Source organism: Mesorhizobium sp. M1A.F.Ca.IN.022.07.1.1 (assembly GCF_003997575.1).
Classification (GTDB): domain Bacteria; phylum Pseudomonadota; class Alphaproteobacteria; order Rhizobiales; family Rhizobiaceae; genus Mesorhizobium.
The window spans coordinates 1-15,363 of the sequence record NZ_RZST01000119.1 but is presented as its reverse complement, the minus strand read 5'-3'; the positions used below and the strand labels follow the sequence as shown (position 1 = coordinate 15,363).

The following is a 15,363-nucleotide window of genomic DNA, read 5'->3' as shown; positions in this document are numbered from 1 at the left end:
GCCTTGCAGGGTCACTACAGCTATGGAGGAACGGCGCAACAACTATTCCACTCCCGAGTCGATCGCCGAAGTCATTTCCGGGCGGCGACGACGAAACCGGCCAAGTCATGTATCTCTTGGGTTCCGATGCTGAGCAAGCTTTTGTCTTGCACCAAACCCTGCCGGAGGCGGAACGACTGGAAATGATCAGGCAGCATACCGGTCTATGATGGCAGGCCGCACCCTAATCGTCACCGGAGCGACTGGGCTGGTTGGCTCAAAGATCCTTGAGATGCGGCGCGCCTCGGATCGAGCCGTGCATAGAGATCGTCCAGTCGGATTGGGTGGTTCATGATGATCGGACCACCGTGAGGTGCACAGTGAGCCGTTCACAGCCGCGCTGCAGGGCGGGATAACTCTCGACAATCTATCTTTCGCATGGACGAGGAACGGCGAAGATCTAACAATGTCTCCGGCGGCGCTGGCGATCAGATCACGATCAGCGAATATAAAACTGCCGCAGCGCGTTCTCCGCAATATTAGTGTTCGCTTATGCCGCGTCGAGAGGCTAGAGCTCCTCGGGCGTGCCATGTCGGCCCAAGGGTGGTCACGATGTCGTTCGATTACATCATCGTCGGCGCCGGATCCGGATGCGTGTTGGCCAACCGATTAACTGAGGATCCAGATCGCACGGTCCTCCTGATCGAGGCGGGCGACGAACCGGACTGCAGGCTCGCGCACATTCCGGGAGCCGCTTTCATGGATGCAGAACTCCAGGTCCGATTGGGCCTTTTCCACCACGCACCAGCGTGAACTATTTGATAGGCGCATCGCCTATCCAAGAGGCCGGGTAGTCGGCGGCTCAGGTATCCTCAACTACATGGTCTACATTCGCGGAAACTCGGGCGACTATGACCAGTGGGCTCAGTTCGGCAATCACGGCTGGTCCTGCGATGACGTCCTGCCGTATTTCATACGCGCAGAAGCCAATGCCACGATCCACAATGAGTATCATGGGAGGGAGGACCGCTTAGCGTCGAGATCAATGCGTACCGACACCCACGCTATTCCATCAACACGCTCACCATGTTCGCCATGGTTCTGGCCAGGTGCTGGATGCCGAGCGATCGGCCTACTCAGCCGATGACACTCTGCTCCAAAGCCGAGTGTCGATCGCCACCGACTATATAGCATTGAACAAGGCGCTCGGCGGCGGCTGGGACGGCGGCGTCGACAGCACGACACCAGAGATCATCGATGTCACGACTGGGCCACGCTTCGCGTCAAGAGCCGTGGCGCAGTGAACAAGATGCACGGTCAATCAGAGGAGAGAGAAATGACCGACGACGCCTCGAAAGATGCAATTTTGGAACTCATGGCAGACGTGATTTCCGCATATGTTTCGAACAACGTTGTTCCGGCGAAAACGGTCGGTACGAATAGCTGGATCGGAGGCTATCGCGGACCAGAAGCTTCGCCGCGTCGCGAAATGGCGAGCGCCTGCCTTAATCGGGCTGCGGCAGATATCGTCCAAGTCGCAGGCCTACCGAGTATGGTATCAGGATCACTTGCACGTCGTGGCGCCACCGTGGATTGTCTAGCGCGACCTCCAATCAGATGTCGGCTTATAGGCAACTGCAGTCAACATCGTTGCGGCCGAGATGAGGCGCAGAGCCGCCATTCTTTAGAAGCTCACTACGGTCAACGAGGGGCTAGATCAACTCTTGAATCAATTTCGGCGGACCGCTCCGTAACCCATTGGCGAAAAACGATTATGTTAGTCGCTGAGGGTCGTCGTTTTCTACCGGAAATCAACACGTAGCGGGTGGTTCGCCAGCCCATTTCCTTCGTATTCTCTCGTATGGTCTGGCGAACCTAATGACCAGGAGGAGGACTAGTATTCCATGCCACGCGGTGTCTCTTTCATCCTACAAAAGGGGTCGATGAACCCGTGCTGACCATAATGGTGCGAGCGCGGCTGTCCTGGGCCAGAAGCGGATTGGCAGCTTCGAGGCTCGCGCTCGGCTGCGAGGTCCCTGAAGGGTTTCTCGCGACGCGACCATCAGACGCCTTCAAAGGCGGCGTCGACGGTCTGCGCCGGGAGCAGCGCGCGCCACGGTTCGACGAGCACGGCGTGGCCGGGTTTCGCGCCCAGCGCGTCGTGCTTCGATCGTGGAGCCGTGCCTTCAGGCGCTCTAGGACATCGTCGGTGACGCCGAGCGCGGCGCGTCGTTTCGCGAGCCACCAGCCGGAAACGGAGGCAAGCGACCGGTTGTTCGAAACCTTCGCCGACCTGTTCCGGCTGCTCCGCATTGTAGGGCTTGCGGTAGGCTTTGATCACCATGACGGCGAGACGGTACTCGTGCGAACGCGGTGCAAACCTGTTGAGGCTCCACGGCTACCTAGCTTGGCTCAAGGGACTCAGTAGCGAAAGCACCGCAGTAATGGCAAAATCGAATTGCCCCGGCGGCTTGCGCCACCGGAGCTTCTTTGCGTCGTCAAACCCCAACGTCGGGTCGGCCTGGCGCGGCTACTTCAGCGAATTGTGATCAGCTTGCAATTTTGGCACGGTCAACCCAGCTGTTGAACTGTTCCTGATGGGTTTTGATCCATTCCTGCGCCAGCTTTTTGATGTTGCTGTCGCTGCCGCCCTTTTCGCTGATCGTTTGTTCCCAGGTCGACCAGTCGGCCAGCGGGAACGACATCTGCTCCACGAGCTTCTTGACTGCCGGATTGGCTGCAATGAACTTCCGGTTGGCGACGGCGTTCCAGTTCCATGCCGCCATGGCCATGCGGCATGGATCAGCACCGCCAGCGCAACCGCTGACGCCTGGCACCAGGGCAGAGCCCTTGTTCGGGACCGATTCCGGCAAGGCATCGAAGGGCGTCGGCAACCAGACGACATCCTTGCCGGGCACCAGAGCCTTGTTCATCCACGAAGGGCTCCAGGCATAAAAGAATACCGGCTCGCCGCGCTTGACACGGGCGACGGCCTCGACCATCAGAGCCTCGTATTTGCCGCGGACCGAATTGACGCTGCCCTTGAGTCCGAATTTCTCAAGCTGGAAATCGACAACGTCGCCGCAACTCCAGCCCGGATCGCAATTGATGAGGTCGGCTTTGCCGGTCGTGCCGAAAAGAGCTGCGATCTTCGCATCCTTCATCTGATCGAGCGTGGTGATGTTGTTTGCGTCGGCGGTTTTCTTGTCGATCAGATAGCCATTAATACCGCCGCCTTGAATTAGGCCACCGCCGACGATCTCCGCCTCCGCCTCGACCTTCTTGTAACCCGGCTCGCGCTGCGGGAAGTTTATGTCGGTCGCGATATCAAGATCGCCCTGGGCCGCCGCCTGGAAGAACAAGGTGGTGTTGAGCGTGCTAAGCTTGACGTCGTAACCGAGTTCCTTCATCGCCGCCATGCCGATCTGGGCAACGACGTAATTGGCGCCTAGGCTGTCGGACTGGGCGTACCGCACCGTCTTGCCGCTCCCAGGCAGGTCTTCGGCGAAAGCAGTTTGACCTAGAGAGGCCGCCAGCACCATGCCGGTGACAAAAAGGGAAAAGGTTTTCAGGCTGTGCTTCATCGGATGTTCTCCTTCTGGATTTTTCTTTGGACTTCACTGAATTCGAGGTTCGGCTGTAACGCGGACGCTGCAAGGGATAGGCAAGTGAATTCCTGGCCGGCGGAACGAGCCGCCGGTGTCTGTCGTCATTCCGGTGGTGGTTACCGCCGGAGCGGCTCTCAACGCGTGCGGTTCGCTGCGGTTGTTACGATGGCCTCGTGCGATCGCTCGCCCTTGTAAAGATTGAAAAGGTCGCGCAGCACCGACCTGCGCTTGCGGTCGGTCGGCTGGGCAAGCTGCTGGGTGATCCGATCAAGCATCATGGCGAGCAGGACGATGGCGATGCCACCGACGGCGGCGCGACCGACATCGAGACGTCCGAGACCTTGGAGAACCACGAGGCCAAGGCCTTCCGCGCCGATCATGGCGACGACTACGGACATTACCATCGCAGTCAGCACGGTCTGGTTCAATCCTCCGAGAATGGTGGGGATAGCCAAAGGCAGCTGTATTTCCCACAGAAGCTGGCGCTTATCGGCGCCGAAGGCGAGACCTGCTTCGACCATTTCCTGCTCTACCATGCGAATACCCAGATTGGTGAAGCGGATTAGCGGCGGTGCAGCTGCTGTAACGACCGCCACTTCGCCCGGCACTGTGCCCACGCCGAACAGCATGACGACCGGCACGAGGTAAACGAACGTCGGTGTGGTCTGCATAATGTCGAGCACCGGCCGCACCACGCTCCAGACCTTGTCGTTACGAGCACACCAGATGCCGGTCGGCACGCCGATGGCGGTGCAAAACACGATGGCCGTGGTAATCAGCGAAAGCGTTGTCATGGCCTCGGTCCAGACACCGATGGCTGCGATCACGACAAGTGAGATGGCGCTGAACACCGCGATGCCGATGCTGGCAAGCCGATAGGCGGTCAAAAACACCAGAACGACGAAGATCGGAAACGGAATTTCGTGCAGTATGTAATCGTTGAACGACAACAGGTTTTCGACCGGCCACTTGATTGCAAGAAACAGTGGACGGAGGTGGAGCGCGACCCATTGGACGGCGTCTGCAATCCGCTGGTCCACCGGAAAGATGGCTAGATCATCGGCATCAAGCATTGTGGCCTCCCGTCGAAGCAGGCGCTGTCGATCTCGCCGCCGAGGCGATCCGTCCAAGGATATGTTCGGGTTCAAGCATGCCGAGGAAGCAGCCGTCCTCGTCAATGACGGCCATTGCCTTGCCGCTCTGATATAAGCCAGCGACATCCACGAGCTTGGTGGTGCCGCTCACCGCGACGAAATCACGCGTCAAAAGGGCATCGACCGGCTTGCCAGCCTTTACCTGTTGCAGGGCCGCAGCGTCGAGGCAGCCGACGATGCGGTTCGACGCGTCGACGGCAAAACTCATGGCCTCGGGATGCTCGGCGTCGCCGACGATCCGCGCCGAACCATCGCCTGACACCGTCGAACCGGTGCGCATCACCGACCGTGCGTCAAACAATCGCGACCGGTCGACTTCGCGCGTGAAGGCGGCGACATAATCGCTACCTGGTTCGAGCACGATCGATTGCGGTGTTCCCTCGCGCACCAATTCGCCTTCGGACATAATGGCGATGCGCGTTCCGAGTTTCAGCGCCTCCTGGAAGTCATGAGTGATGAAGAGGATGGTCTTCTTCAGCGTGTGCTGCAGCCGCAGCAACTCATCCTGCATCTCGGTCCTGATCAGCGGGTCAAGGGCACTGAAGGCTTCGTCCATTATGAGCACGTCGGCATCGGTCGCCAGGGCCCGCGCCAAGCCGACACGCTGGCGCATGCCGCCGGAGAGTTCATGCGGGCGATGATAGGCCCATTTGGCGAGACCGACGATCGCCAGCACCTCTTCAGCGCGCCTGCGTCGCTGCGGGGCGGAAACGCCACGCAACTTCAGGCCGAATTCGGCATTTTCGATCACCGATTTGTTTGGCAACAAGGCAAAATGCTGGAAGACCATGGAGATGCGCGTGCGCCGCAATTCGCGAAGCGCATCCTCGCGTAGCGGCACGATGTCGATATCGTCGAGCAGGATCTTGCCTGCCGTTGGTTCGTTCAGCCGGTTGATGCAACGCGCCAGCGTCGATTTGCCGGACCCCGAAAGGCCCATGACCATGTAGATCGCGCCCGAGGGAACGGAAAGCGAGACGTTGTTCAGACCGACGACGGCGTCGGTCTCCGCAAGGACACGCGCCTTATCCGCGCCGGTGGCGAGCAGCGTCATGGCTCTGGTGGGTGAAGGGGCGAAAATCTTATACAGATTCTCTACTCTCAATCGCTCTGTCACCATTGGCTCCCATGTTTCAACGATACGGATGTTCCCGATCCGCAATTTTTTGACGAGGATCAATTAAGGGGCATGTCAGCGAGATCGTCTTCCGCGAACACGGAGGATTTTTGCCCCTCCCCTTCCTCCAAACCGAGGTGCATTTACTGCAGTGCAACTCCACCGTGCGCCGGTTGGCTTCAGGGTTTGCCTTACGCCCCCTTGGTTCCTATTGGAGTGGCGAAAAATCGGTCGGAAGAAGGATACGGTTTTCCGCGCTTTCGATCAGCGCCGTCAGTTTCGGAATGAAGGCCCGCCAGCGCGCATCTTCCGACAAAGTGCGCCGGCGCGCGACGCGATCCGCGAAATCGGCATATCGCCACAGATGGACCACGTGGTTCAGCGGCCCGATCTCGGTGACGAAATAGCCGATCAGTCCGCCGAGAATCGGTTCCTGGATTGCCAGCCCCTCCTCGCGTACAAGCTTCAGGTACTCGGAGGTTTTGCCGGATTTTATGCGATAGATACGCTCTTCAACGATCATTTCACAGTCTCCAGCACGGTCAAAAAATCCGCCATCATCGATGCGACGAGATCGGGTGCTTCCGTCAGGATCGAATGCCGCAGCCCGGGAAGGATGCGGAGCTCGGAGCCTGGGATGCGCTCATGCATATATCTTGCCATGCGCGGATTGGAGCCGGCATCCTCCTCGCCGGTTGCAATCAACGTCGGGCAGCGAATCTGGTCGAGAAAACCGCCGAAGTCGGTCTCGGCGAGAACCCGGTAGGCAGAAGCGTAACAGTCCGGATCGTTCTGAGAATTCCGCTGCCTAAGCGTTGCGATCAGATCGGGATTCTTCTTCCGGAAATCCTCAGTCAGCCAACGCGACAGGGATGCGTCGTAGTGCGATCCCGGTTCGCCGCTGCGAAGAGCGGCGAGGCGGGCGAGGACGCGATCCCGCTCCTCAGGCGTACGTCCCGCGACAGTCGAGAGGAGAATCAGGCGCTGAATGCGCGGAAGATGTGTCAGTGCCAACCGCTGTGCGATCAACCCGCCAAGAGAAAAACCGGCCAGATGGAAACGGTCGAAGCCGACACTGTCCGCCAACGCAAGAGTTTCGGCAACGAAATCGTCGATCTCGTAGCGGCCTTTGACGCGCGACGAGTTTCCGTGACCCCGTAGGTCGAACGTGAGGATGGTGAACCGATGCTTCAGCCGCTCTACGACCCCGCTCCAGGCTTCAAGGTAGGAACCGACACCGTGGATGAGCACCAGCGGCTCTGCCCCGTTGCCGTCAACCCTATAGTTCAGGACCACATCTCCGACCGTATGACGCTGCGTATCAGTCATCCTACTACCCTGCCGCGGCCAGTTGCTGGGTTTCGCGCTCGCGCTGCGCAAAGAAGGGCATGACCTCGTCTGTGAACAGGCTAAGCGTCTTCTTCTGCAGTTCGAAGGGCAGGTTGAAGCTGAGGCCGAGACAATATTGATCGACGCCAGCTGCTTCGTAGTCGAGCAGCTTCTCGATCACTTCGTCGGGCGTTCCGAACATCAGGTTCTTGCGGATATTTTCCGGGTTGTAGTTGTCGCGGCCCTTAACGCTTTCGAAGGGAACGGCCTCCGGGAACCCGTTCTTCACGGTGCCAATGTTCTGCATGAGGTTTTCGAAATAGCGACCATAGTTCATGCTGTGCTCGACGGCGAGATGCCAGTCGTCGGCCCTGTCATAGACACAAGTGCGTCGCTGCATCATGAATTTTGGGCGTTTCACCTCGGGATGATCGGCGACCGCCTTGTTGAACTTGCTGGCGAGCACGCCGATTTCCGCCGCCGGAAGCGAGAGCGGCGTGGAGAGGATGTTGGCGCCGATGCCGATCGCCCAGTCGAAGGTGCCAGGATCGCGGGCGGCGACCCAGATGCGAGGACCTCCCTTCTGCAGCGGCTTCGGCACCGAGGTCGCTCGCGGAAAATTCCAGTACTGGCCCTCATGCGCATAGTCACCGGCCCAAAGCTTCTGGACCGCTGGCACCAGTTCCTTCATGTAGCCGACGCCCTCTTGCTGCTGGACGCCCGGCGCCATTCGGTCGAACTCGTACTGATAGGCGCCGCGGGCGATGCCGAATTCGAGGCGCCCGTTCGTAAGGTGATCGCACAGTGCGGCTTCGCCAGCGAGACGGATTGGATTCCAATAGGCGGCGGCAAGCGTTGCCGTTCCCAGACGGATACGGCTCGTATGCTGGGATAGCCACGTGAGGATCTGAAACGGATTGGGTGATATCGTGCACTCGATTGTGTGGTGCTCCGGCGTCCAGATCGTCTCAAACCCGCCGGCGTCCGCGATTTTGGCAAGTTGCAGCAGATTGTCCATTACGGCCGTCATCGAGGTTTCTGGCGAGAAACGCTCCATGCCCAATGAGACGGCAAATTTCATTTCAATCTCCCTTGGATGGTTTGTCCCAGCGTTTCTGACGGTCAGCGCAGTCGAATGACAAAGGGATCCTGCATGGCGCCGGAATAGTCGATGACGACATTTTTTGCCCTGGAGAACTCGCGCATGACGTCGAAACCGCCACGCCTGCCGTAACCACTTTCCTTGAAGCCGCCATTTGCGGACATGTAGGCTGCTGACCGGTACGTGTTGATCCAAACGGTGCCCGCATCGATCCGGTTGGCGAAGCGCATCGCCCGGTCGATATTCTGGGTCCAGATCCCGGACGCGAGGCCGTAGCGTGTGTCGTTGGCGAGTTCGATCATGTCTTCTTCCGAGGAAAAGGGCATGACACCAACGACCGGTCCGAAAAGCTCATCGCGCATGAAGGACATATCGTTCTTGGCGTCGATCATGACGGTCGGCTCGAAATACCAGCCGCGGGCGAGTTCTTCCGCGTGAGGACGCTTGCCGCCTGACGCGATCCGTGCCCCTTCCTTGACGCCCGAAGCAACGTAGGACTCGACTTTCGTCAGTTGCGCCGACAGCGCCAGCGGGCCGATATCCGTCTTGTCCTCCAATGGGTGGCCGACGGTGATGCGGTTGGTGCGTTCCACCAACGCTTCGATGAAGCGGTCGTAGACGCTGGCCTCCACGAAGCAGCGCGAGCCGGCGACGCAGGTCTGGCCCGCAGCTGCGAAGACGCCCGAAACGACCCCATTAACGGCCTTTTCGATATCAACGTCGGAAAAGATCACGTGGGGAGATTTGCCGCCGAGTTCCATCTGGCACTGCGCAAGGTTGGCCGCCGCGTTAGCAGCAATTTTACGGCCGGTATCGGTGCTGCCGGTGAAGACGTATTTTGCGATGCCCTTTTGCCGCGTCAACGCGTCGCCGGTTACCGCACCCGTTCCCGAGACGACGTTGACAACGCCGGCCGGAAACCCCGCTTCCATGATTAGCTCGGCCAAGGCCAGCGTCGAGGCGGTCGCGTGCTCGGAAGGCTTGATCACGATGGTGTTGCCAATCGCCAAACAGGGAGCGAGCGTTCCTGTCAACATCATCAGCGGCGAGTTCCAGGGTGTGATCATACCGACGACGCCGATCGGTTCGCGCATGTTGAAGTTGAGCTGGTCCAGCTTGTTGACCGGGATCGTATCGCCCTGCAGTTTGTCAGCCATGCCGGCAAAGTAAGTGTAAGAGTCCGGGATCGAGCGCATCTGCGCCCGCATTTCCTTGATGAGCTTCCCATTGTCGCGTGTTTCGATCAGCGCGAGGTCGTCGGCATTGGCGAGAACCAGATCGGCCAGCTTGCGCACCAGTTTTCCGCGATCGGTCTGCGTCATACGTCGCCAGGCAGGATTGACGAATGCCTTTTGCGCCGCCTCAACCGCCAGTCGCACATCGTTGGCGTCGGCTTCCGCAAACTGATACCAGGCCTCCGCGGTGGTCGGGTCGAAACTGTCCAGGTAGCGACCGGATGTCGGTTCGACAAACCGGCCGTCGATAAAGAGGTTGAGGCGCATTCCCTCGAGCGATTTCACCGTCGTCTTCATCGTCGCTTCCTGATTTCGGGTTAGTCTTGAATGGCCTGATGCCACGAGCGGGCCTCGCCCTCGATCATTGCCAGTCGCCCGCCGTCGCCGGAATCCATGTAGATGCCAAAGCGTTCCTGCTTGCGCTCGCGGACATAGCGGCGGAGCATCGCCCGCAATTCCCGGGTCGGGATGAGGTCATAGGGCAGCTTGTCAATGGCAAAGAACCGCAGGTCTTCCGGCAGGTCGCGCCCTTGTCCGCCATCGGCAAGTCGGGCGCGATAGATTAGATAACCGGGGTCGCAGTCAGCAACATCGAAGATCGAGTAAAGAAAGGTGTTGTCTGACAGCAGCTTGAGGGATTTTCCGTCGTTGAGCGGCAGTTCGCTGCCGGCCTTACGGCGTTTGGCCGTTGGCAGAGCCCAGCCACCGCTTCCATCCGCTCGCAGCAGAATCTCGCCGCTGGCTTCGATCAGATAGCCGATGATCATGTTGTGCGAGGCCAGCCAGCCGGACGGCAGCGGATCCTTGACGCTGGCGTATCGGCCGCGGCAAAAGCCGAGGGGCGCTGAAGGGCTCGTACCGAAAGCCTGCACCTGGCCGATCAGGATGACATGATCGCCTGCATCGACCCTGTTGTAGATCGTGCAGTCGAACCAGGTAAGGCTGTCCGTCAGGATCGGCGCGCCGGTATGAACGCGGTCGTGATTGACGGACTGGAATTTATCGGGGGATTTCGAGGCGAAGATCGCCGAGATGTCGACCTGTCCCTCATGAAGCAGGTTAACGGCAAAGGAATCCGCCGTCGTAAAGGCAGCAAAGCTTGACGCCGATTTTGCGACGCAGACGAGCAGCAGCGGCGGATCGAGCGAAACCGAGGTGAAGGAATTGGCCGTCATGCCGCGCGGATTGCCGTCCGTGTCCCGCGTGGTGATGATGGTGACGCCGGTGACAAAGGTTCCGAAAGCCCGACGCAACGCGATTGGGTCGATGGCCGTCGGAAGCTTTGCGGTTCCCGTGGTCAACATGGGATCAGCGCCTCCTGTTGGTTGATAACGGGAAGGCTAATCGCAAGTAGAGCTACCTTCTTCCGTCGTTCAGCCGGAAGAGCACGGAAAATATTGCTACTGTTTGCGGTAAGGGACGAAGGGTGCCGATCCGCCGTCTCGAGGGTCAGGTCGACCGATCGTCAGCCACGACCTTCCGTGACACCATGCAGGTGAATGGCCAATTCGATGGCAAAGCGCCGCTCTGGCGTCTCGACATCGATGCCGAACATTTCCTCGATTCGCGACAGGCGATAGCGCAGCGTGGTTACGTGCAGGCCCATCGCATCGGCGCAGGCGCCGCTGCGGCAGCCCTCCCTCAGATAAGTCGACAGCGTTTTCAGATAGGGCGTGCCATGCTGGCGGTCATGGGCGGCGATGGCGCCGACGCTTTCCTGAACGAAAGCGCGTACGTCGTCGACGCCCGCGGCCGCTACGAGCATCGGCAACGGCCCGAAATCCTGCCCGGACAGCGCACCGGTGCGACCGAACGAACGGGCGATGGCAATCATGCGGCTGCAGCGATCCCAAGCCAACGGATAATCCGTCAGGGTGGCACAGGCGTTGCTGGCGATGACGATCGGTTCTTCGTCAAAATATTGGCCAAGATCCGCTGCGATGCGCCGCATCAGTTTCGATGTCCGCTCCTGTTTCCAGACCTCGTCATAGGGAATGAGGCACACCAGCCCGCCATCGATGGCCACGACGCACGCGGGAACGGAAGCTTGCTGCATGACACGAGCGAGACTGTGATGCAGATCGACGGACGTTCCGCCAAGATTCTTCGCGCTCTCGGGAAAGTCGACGACGACGATTTGCTGAGCCGTCATGAAATTGATGCCGAGCCGCTGGGCTCGCTGCTGGACATCTGCCGCGTCGCGCCAACGCCGCTCCACCACCTCGAAGAAAAGCTCGGTCTGTGTGCGGGTTTCGAAACGGAATCGGATGAAACTGCGCATCATTTGGACGCTGAGCGCGAACTTGGCGCTGTCAAGCAGCAACTGGTCCAGATCGCTGAAGGCACGCGACGTGGAAAAGATGATCAATGCCCCGACAAGTTGGCGGTCGACCGTCAAGGGCTCGATGCGGGCGGCCAGATTGAGCCGGGAGCTGCCGTCATCGAGAAAAAGCGTCGCCCCACTGTTGCCGCCCCGCTCAATTGTATCGCGTGCTGCCTTTCCCAGTTGTCGGCTCAGCGGACCGGCCGCTGCTGATTGCCAAGCGGCATCATCGAACTGCACCTCGCTTGGCGAGCGGCCGGCTATAATCTGGTTCGCAGTAAAATCGACGACGACGACCGGATTGGGCAGCAGGCTGCCGACCATCGCCGACAATGAAGAAACTGAGCCGTCTGCAAGCACGTGTTCAAGTAGGGAGGTGTGCGCCTTGAGCGCCTTTTGCAACCTGTCTCCGGCCTGCCGTTCGGCTTCCAGCCGCTGCTCCCTCTCGATCGCGATGGCGCCGAGATGGACGATCATACCCAGAAACGCCAAATCCTCTTCCGGGACCTCCATGATATCCCGCGACACAACGCTCAGCACCATTGGCCGGCCCTCGAAGTCGCTGCAGTTCATAGGCATGACGAGGACGCTACGGTAATCTCGCTCGAAAGCTTCGCGGCGATAACCTGGAAACTCCTCGGATTCGCGCACGTCGCGGATATAGACTGGCTCGTTCCGCTTCAAGGCGATCAGCGAGGGGCTCGTCGCCAGTTCCCAACGGTCAGGGAGCGTTCGCTCGATCAACGTCGGATCATAGCGAACCATCACATGGGCATAACCATGAGCGGCATCGATCGACATGATCGAACCGAGCGTCCAGTTTGCATGGCGGCAGGCGGCGAAAACCAAGTGCTTCAGGATCATGACAAGATCGCCGCCGGAATTGATCTCACTCGCGACATCTTTGAGAACCGAGATTTGCGCCTTCCTGTCCACAATCGCTCCCTGCGCCACGACCCGCTGAGTTAGGCATGCGCGGGAGCTGAATTCTACATCGTTTCGAAGTGCCGGCCATTCTGTTTTTCCTCCCTAACGAAGGAAGACATTCACCGTCGTTGCTCATTAGGTTGCGCCACAATCCAGCGAACAGATGAGGAATCCATGGATCTCGGAGTGAGAAAGTTCTGCACATTCATCGAGGAAGTATTCGTCGAGGGTGGCAAGAAAGCCGACCAACCGATCTCCATGGTGGTGGTCGCAGCCGTGTTGAAGAACCCGTGGGCCGGTCAAGGATTCGTTGAAAATTTACGCCCAGAGATCCTCCGGTTGGCGCCGGGTCTTGGCGCCGAAATGACCAAGCGATTGGTGGCGCTCTTGTCAGCGGATAAGGTCGAGGCTTACGGCAAGGCGGCTTCGGTCGGCATCAATGGCGAGATCGAACATGCATCGGCGCTGATCCATACCTTGCGGTTCGGCAATATGTTCCGCACGGCGGTAGACGGCACGACCTATCTGAGCTTCACGAATACCCGCAACGGGCCAGGCGCCCTTCTTTCCCTGCCGATGACCCACAAGAGCGAAACCGGCAAACGCTCCCACTTCCTGACGGCCAACTTCCAGGTTCCGGACGCACCCGGTGCGGATGAGGTGCTGATCGCCATTGGCGCCTGTGATGGCGGGCGGGCGCATCCACGTATCGCCGACAGGTTCCAGGACATGGCGGAAATGGAAGCTGAGGGGCAGGCACGCTGAGCTTCGTCTTTCGCAGCAATCCCGGGGCGCCGAAATGACCTTGCTCTATGATGCCGATGCCGAACGCGGCGCCGAGTGGGCAGCGCTCTTCGCCGAACGTGCTCCCGAAATCGCCTTCCACTATTGCGCGGACGCGGTCGACCCGCGTTCGGTGAAGTATCTTGGCGTCTGGCATCCGCCCACAGACATAAGCGCGAAGTACCCGAACCTTGAGGTGCTGTTTTCGCTGGGAGCTGGGGTCGACCAGTTCGATTTCGACGTCTTGCCGGCCGAGTTGCCCGTCGTGCGGATGATCGAGCCGGGCATTTCTGACGCGATGGGCGGAACCGCTCGGTGTGCCAGACCATCTTGCCGTCGAACCTCCATCGGGGTTGTCGGAAAGATGCGGGCTGGGGCTTTACTCGCCCGAGGCAGCCATCCCACTGGTTTTGCTTTGAGCACCGTGGGGCGGGGGAACGCTACTTGCAGCGGGGGCACATCATGACACGTGCGACGATAGCAACCGACCTGGAAGTTGCGCGACCAGATTGCAGAGATCTCGAGAGCCGACCTTCAGGTGATGCTCCGCAGGGCTGCCCTAATGCTGAGGAATGTGACGGGGCTCGTCCTGGATCCGAAAGTCGAGGAACCGTTGGCAGGCCTGGCTGCGGAAATGGGGCTATCCAAGTCGGAGCTGGTCAGAACGATCGTCGGTGAATGGCTGATGGCCAACGCCTACCTGCCGGTGCCCTACGCGCTGGACGACGAGAGCGCGGTCGAAGGTAACGCCTGACCCGCCGTTCAATCATCATCTCGGACGTTCACTCCTATCCGTTGGTTGCCCGCTCTAAGTCTCTATCCATTAGGTGCTGCCTTCGGCATTCAACCGTAATGGAAAGCTTGGAAAACTTCCCTAGCCAGATATTCCCGCTGTTCGCGATCCTTCTTGGCCAGGCGTCGCTCATCGTACAACCGGTTAAACACCCGCTGGAGCATGTCCAGATCAGCAGGCCCGTAGAGGATGACGTGACATCATATGTTTAGAGGGAGCCGACGGTATCGTTGGCTCGTGTTCTACTCCCGGGAAAAGATGATTGTCTGCACCAGCCCACCCCCCTGCCTATTCTCAAGCCTTATCGATCCGCCATAACGCTCGATGATCTCCTTGGCGATCGCCAGCCCCAGCCCGGCGCCCGGAATGAATTGCGTGCGCGCCGGGTCGACCCGGAAGAACGGCTCGAAGGCTTTGGCGAGGAGATCCGGCGGAATGCCGGGGCCGCGGTCGGCGATGGTGAGAACCGCTCGGTTGCCTTGCCCGGATAGCGAGACCGTGCAGTTCTTGCCGTGCGTCGCGGCGTTGACGATCAGGTTGCGCAGCGCCCGGCGCAAGCCAAGCGCGCCGGCTTTGACCGACACATGGTCGAGATGGTCGATCGTCACCGCATGGCCGAGCGAGACCATCTCGACCTCGATATCGCGGACCAGCCTGTCCAGGGCCAACGGCTCGACCGCGTCCTGGTTGACCTCCTCGCGCACCAAGCGGATGGCGCTGTCGGCGATGCGGTCGAGCTCGTCGAGGTCGCTCAGCCACTTCTCGCGGTCCTCTTCGAGGAACTCGGCACGGAGCCGCATTCTGGTCATTGGGGTCCTGAGATCGTGGCCGGCGGCGGCCACCAGCCGCATGCGGCTTTCCATCGCCGTTCTCAATCTTGCCGACAGCTCGTTGAGCGCATGGGCGGTGGCCCTCACCTCGACCGGGCCTTTTTCCGGCAAGGTCACCAGCACCCCGTCCGAGCCGATTTTGCTGATGGCGGCTTCGAGCATTTCGAGCGGCCGCACCAGCAC

At 59.7% G+C, this 15,363-nt stretch carries 16 protein-coding genes and 1 pseudogene; 6 read left to right on the top strand and 11 right to left on the bottom strand.

What is annotated here, in order from left to right; genetic code table 11:
* From EOA75_RS34525 to EOA75_RS15495, 3 genes and pseudogenes are all read left to right on the top strand, one after another.
* On the top strand, nt 1-209 hold a 209-nt coding region (locus EOA75_RS34525; protein WP_206517005.1), incomplete at its 5' end, for a hypothetical protein.
* A gap of 382 nt (nt 210-591) precedes the next feature.
* Nucleotides 592-792, top strand: coding sequence for a GMC family oxidoreductase N-terminal domain-containing protein (locus tag EOA75_RS35605; protein ID WP_164747400.1), 201 nt, complete (start codon nt 592-594; stop codon nt 790-792).
* A gap of 296 nt (nt 793-1,088) precedes the next feature.
* Nucleotides 1,089-1,283, top strand: a pseudogene (locus tag EOA75_RS15495) (RND transporter); the annotation flags it as partial.
* A 758-nt stretch (nt 1,284-2,041) separates the two neighbouring features.
* On the opposite strand, the gene EOA75_RS34520 reads toward EOA75_RS15495, so the two are convergent.
* The 10 genes from EOA75_RS34520 to EOA75_RS15440 form a co-directional block, all read right to left on the bottom strand.
* Nucleotides 2,042-2,323 carry a hypothetical protein gene (locus tag EOA75_RS34520; RefSeq protein ID WP_206517004.1) on the bottom strand — a complete coding sequence of 94 codons (282 nt, stop codon included), beginning with the start codon at nt 2,321-2,323 and terminating at the stop codon, nt 2,042-2,044.
* Nucleotides 2,324-2,528: 205 nt separating this feature from the next.
* Complete coding sequence (gene proX, locus EOA75_RS15480) at nt 2,529-3,563, bottom strand: glycine betaine/L-proline ABC transporter substrate-binding protein ProX (RefSeq protein WP_127215093.1); 1,035 nt, start codon at nt 3,561-3,563, stop codon at nt 2,529-2,531.
* 158 nt (nt 3,564-3,721) lie between these two features.
* A complete protein-coding gene (locus tag EOA75_RS15475; protein WP_127324603.1) occupies nt 3,722-4,660 on the bottom strand; it encodes a proline/glycine betaine ABC transporter permease in 939 nt (312 codons plus the stop codon).
* A complete protein-coding gene (locus tag EOA75_RS15470) occupies nt 4,653-5,795 on the bottom strand; it encodes a glycine betaine/L-proline ABC transporter ATP-binding protein (protein WP_127324602.1) in 1,143 nt (380 codons plus the stop codon). The genes EOA75_RS15475 and EOA75_RS15470 overlap by 8 nt, the downstream gene beginning before the upstream one ends.
* Before the next feature lie 271 nt (nt 5,796-6,066).
* The gene (locus EOA75_RS15465) at nt 6,067-6,381 is read right to left on the bottom strand and encodes an NIPSNAP family protein (RefSeq protein ID WP_127324601.1); all 315 of its coding nucleotides are present in this window, start codon (nt 6,379-6,381) and stop codon (nt 6,067-6,069) included.
* On the bottom strand, nt 6,378-7,187 hold the full coding sequence (locus tag EOA75_RS15460; RefSeq protein ID WP_127324600.1) for an alpha/beta fold hydrolase: 810 nt from the start codon (nt 7,185-7,187) through the stop codon (nt 6,378-6,380). Before EOA75_RS15460 ends, EOA75_RS15465 begins: the two co-directional genes overlap by 4 nt.
* Before the next feature lie 4 nt (nt 7,188-7,191).
* The gene (locus EOA75_RS15455; protein ID WP_127215098.1) at nt 7,192-8,268 is read right to left on the bottom strand and encodes an LLM class flavin-dependent oxidoreductase; all 1,077 of its coding nucleotides are present in this window, start codon (nt 8,266-8,268) and stop codon (nt 7,192-7,194) included.
* A gap of 41 nt (nt 8,269-8,309) precedes the next feature.
* Nucleotides 8,310-9,821 (bottom strand): aldehyde dehydrogenase, encoded by a 1,512-nt coding sequence (locus EOA75_RS15450; RefSeq protein ID WP_127324599.1) that lies wholly within the window; start codon nt 9,819-9,821, stop codon nt 8,310-8,312.
* A 20-nt stretch (nt 9,822-9,841) separates the two neighbouring features.
* Nucleotides 9,842-10,828 carry a flavin reductase gene (locus EOA75_RS15445; protein ID WP_127324598.1) on the bottom strand — a complete coding sequence of 329 codons (987 nt, stop codon included), beginning with the start codon at nt 10,826-10,828 and terminating at the stop codon, nt 9,842-9,844.
* A 161-nt stretch (nt 10,829-10,989) separates the two neighbouring features.
* The gene (locus EOA75_RS15440; protein ID WP_127214128.1) at nt 10,990-12,783 is read right to left on the bottom strand and encodes a helix-turn-helix domain-containing protein; all 1,794 of its coding nucleotides are present in this window, start codon (nt 12,781-12,783) and stop codon (nt 10,990-10,992) included.
* Nucleotides 12,784-12,948: 165 nt separating this feature from the next.
* On the opposite strand from EOA75_RS15440, the gene EOA75_RS15435 reads away from it, so the two are divergent.
* Genes EOA75_RS15435 through EOA75_RS15430 form a run of 3 tightly spaced genes read left to right on the top strand, consistent with a single transcriptional unit; the run spans nt 12,949 to nt 14,311 of the window.
* Complete coding sequence (locus tag EOA75_RS15435) at nt 12,949-13,539, top strand: amino acid synthesis family protein (protein WP_127214130.1); 591 nt, start codon at nt 12,949-12,951, stop codon at nt 13,537-13,539.
* Nucleotides 13,540-13,573: 34 nt separating this feature from the next.
* Nucleotides 13,574-14,023 (top strand): hypothetical protein, encoded by a 450-nt coding sequence (locus tag EOA75_RS34040; RefSeq protein ID WP_164747399.1) that lies wholly within the window; start codon nt 13,574-13,576, stop codon nt 14,021-14,023.
* 30 nt (nt 14,024-14,053) lie between these two features.
* Complete coding sequence (locus EOA75_RS15430; RefSeq protein WP_306462627.1) at nt 14,054-14,311, top strand: hypothetical protein; 258 nt, start codon at nt 14,054-14,056, stop codon at nt 14,309-14,311.
* 281 nt (nt 14,312-14,592) lie between these two features.
* On the opposite strand, the gene EOA75_RS15425 is transcribed toward EOA75_RS15430, so the two are convergent.
* A partial coding sequence (locus EOA75_RS15425) for an ATP-binding protein (RefSeq protein ID WP_164747398.1) occupies nt 14,593-15,363 on the bottom strand: 771 nt, incomplete at its 5' end.

Bases quoted from the DNA above. Each gene is read 5' to 3' on its own strand.
- EOA75_RS34520 (WP_206517004.1), bottom strand. From the start codon at position 2,323: ATGGTGATCAAAGCCTACCGCAAGCCCTACAATGCGGAGCAGCCGGAA.
- EOA75_RS15460 (WP_127324600.1), bottom strand. From the start codon at position 7,187: ATGACTGATACGCAGCGTCATACGGTCGGAGATGTGGTCCTGAACTAT.
- EOA75_RS15470 (WP_127324602.1), bottom strand. From the start codon at position 5,795: ATGACGCTGCTCGCCACCGGCGCGGATAAGGCGCGTGTCCTTGCGGAG.
- EOA75_RS15465 (WP_127324601.1), bottom strand. From the start codon at position 6,381: ATGATCGTTGAAGAGCGTATCTATCGCATAAAATCCGGCAAAACCTCC.
- proX (WP_127215093.1), bottom strand. From the start codon at position 3,563: ATGAAGCACAGCCTGAAAACCTTTTCCCTTTTTGTCACCGGCATGGTG.
- EOA75_RS15450 (WP_127324599.1), bottom strand. From the start codon at position 9,821: ATGAAGACGACGGTGAAATCGCTCGAGGGAATGCGCCTCAACCTCTTT.
- EOA75_RS15455 (WP_127215098.1), bottom strand. From the start codon at position 8,268: ATGAAATTTGCCGTCTCATTGGGCATGGAGCGTTTCTCGCCAGAAACC.
- EOA75_RS15445 (WP_127324598.1), bottom strand. From the start codon at position 10,828: ATGTTGACCACGGGAACCGCAAAGCTTCCGACGGCCATCGACCCAATC.
- EOA75_RS15435 (WP_127214130.1), top strand. From the start codon at position 12,949: ATGGATCTCGGAGTGAGAAAGTTCTGCACATTCATCGAGGAAGTATTC.
- EOA75_RS15475 (WP_127324603.1), bottom strand. From the start codon at position 4,660: ATGCTTGATGCCGATGATCTAGCCATCTTTCCGGTGGACCAGCGGATT.
- EOA75_RS35605 (WP_164747400.1), top strand. From the start codon at position 592: ATGTCGTTCGATTACATCATCGTCGGCGCCGGATCCGGATGCGTGTTG.
- EOA75_RS34040 (WP_164747399.1), top strand. From the start codon at position 13,574: ATGACCTTGCTCTATGATGCCGATGCCGAACGCGGCGCCGAGTGGGCA.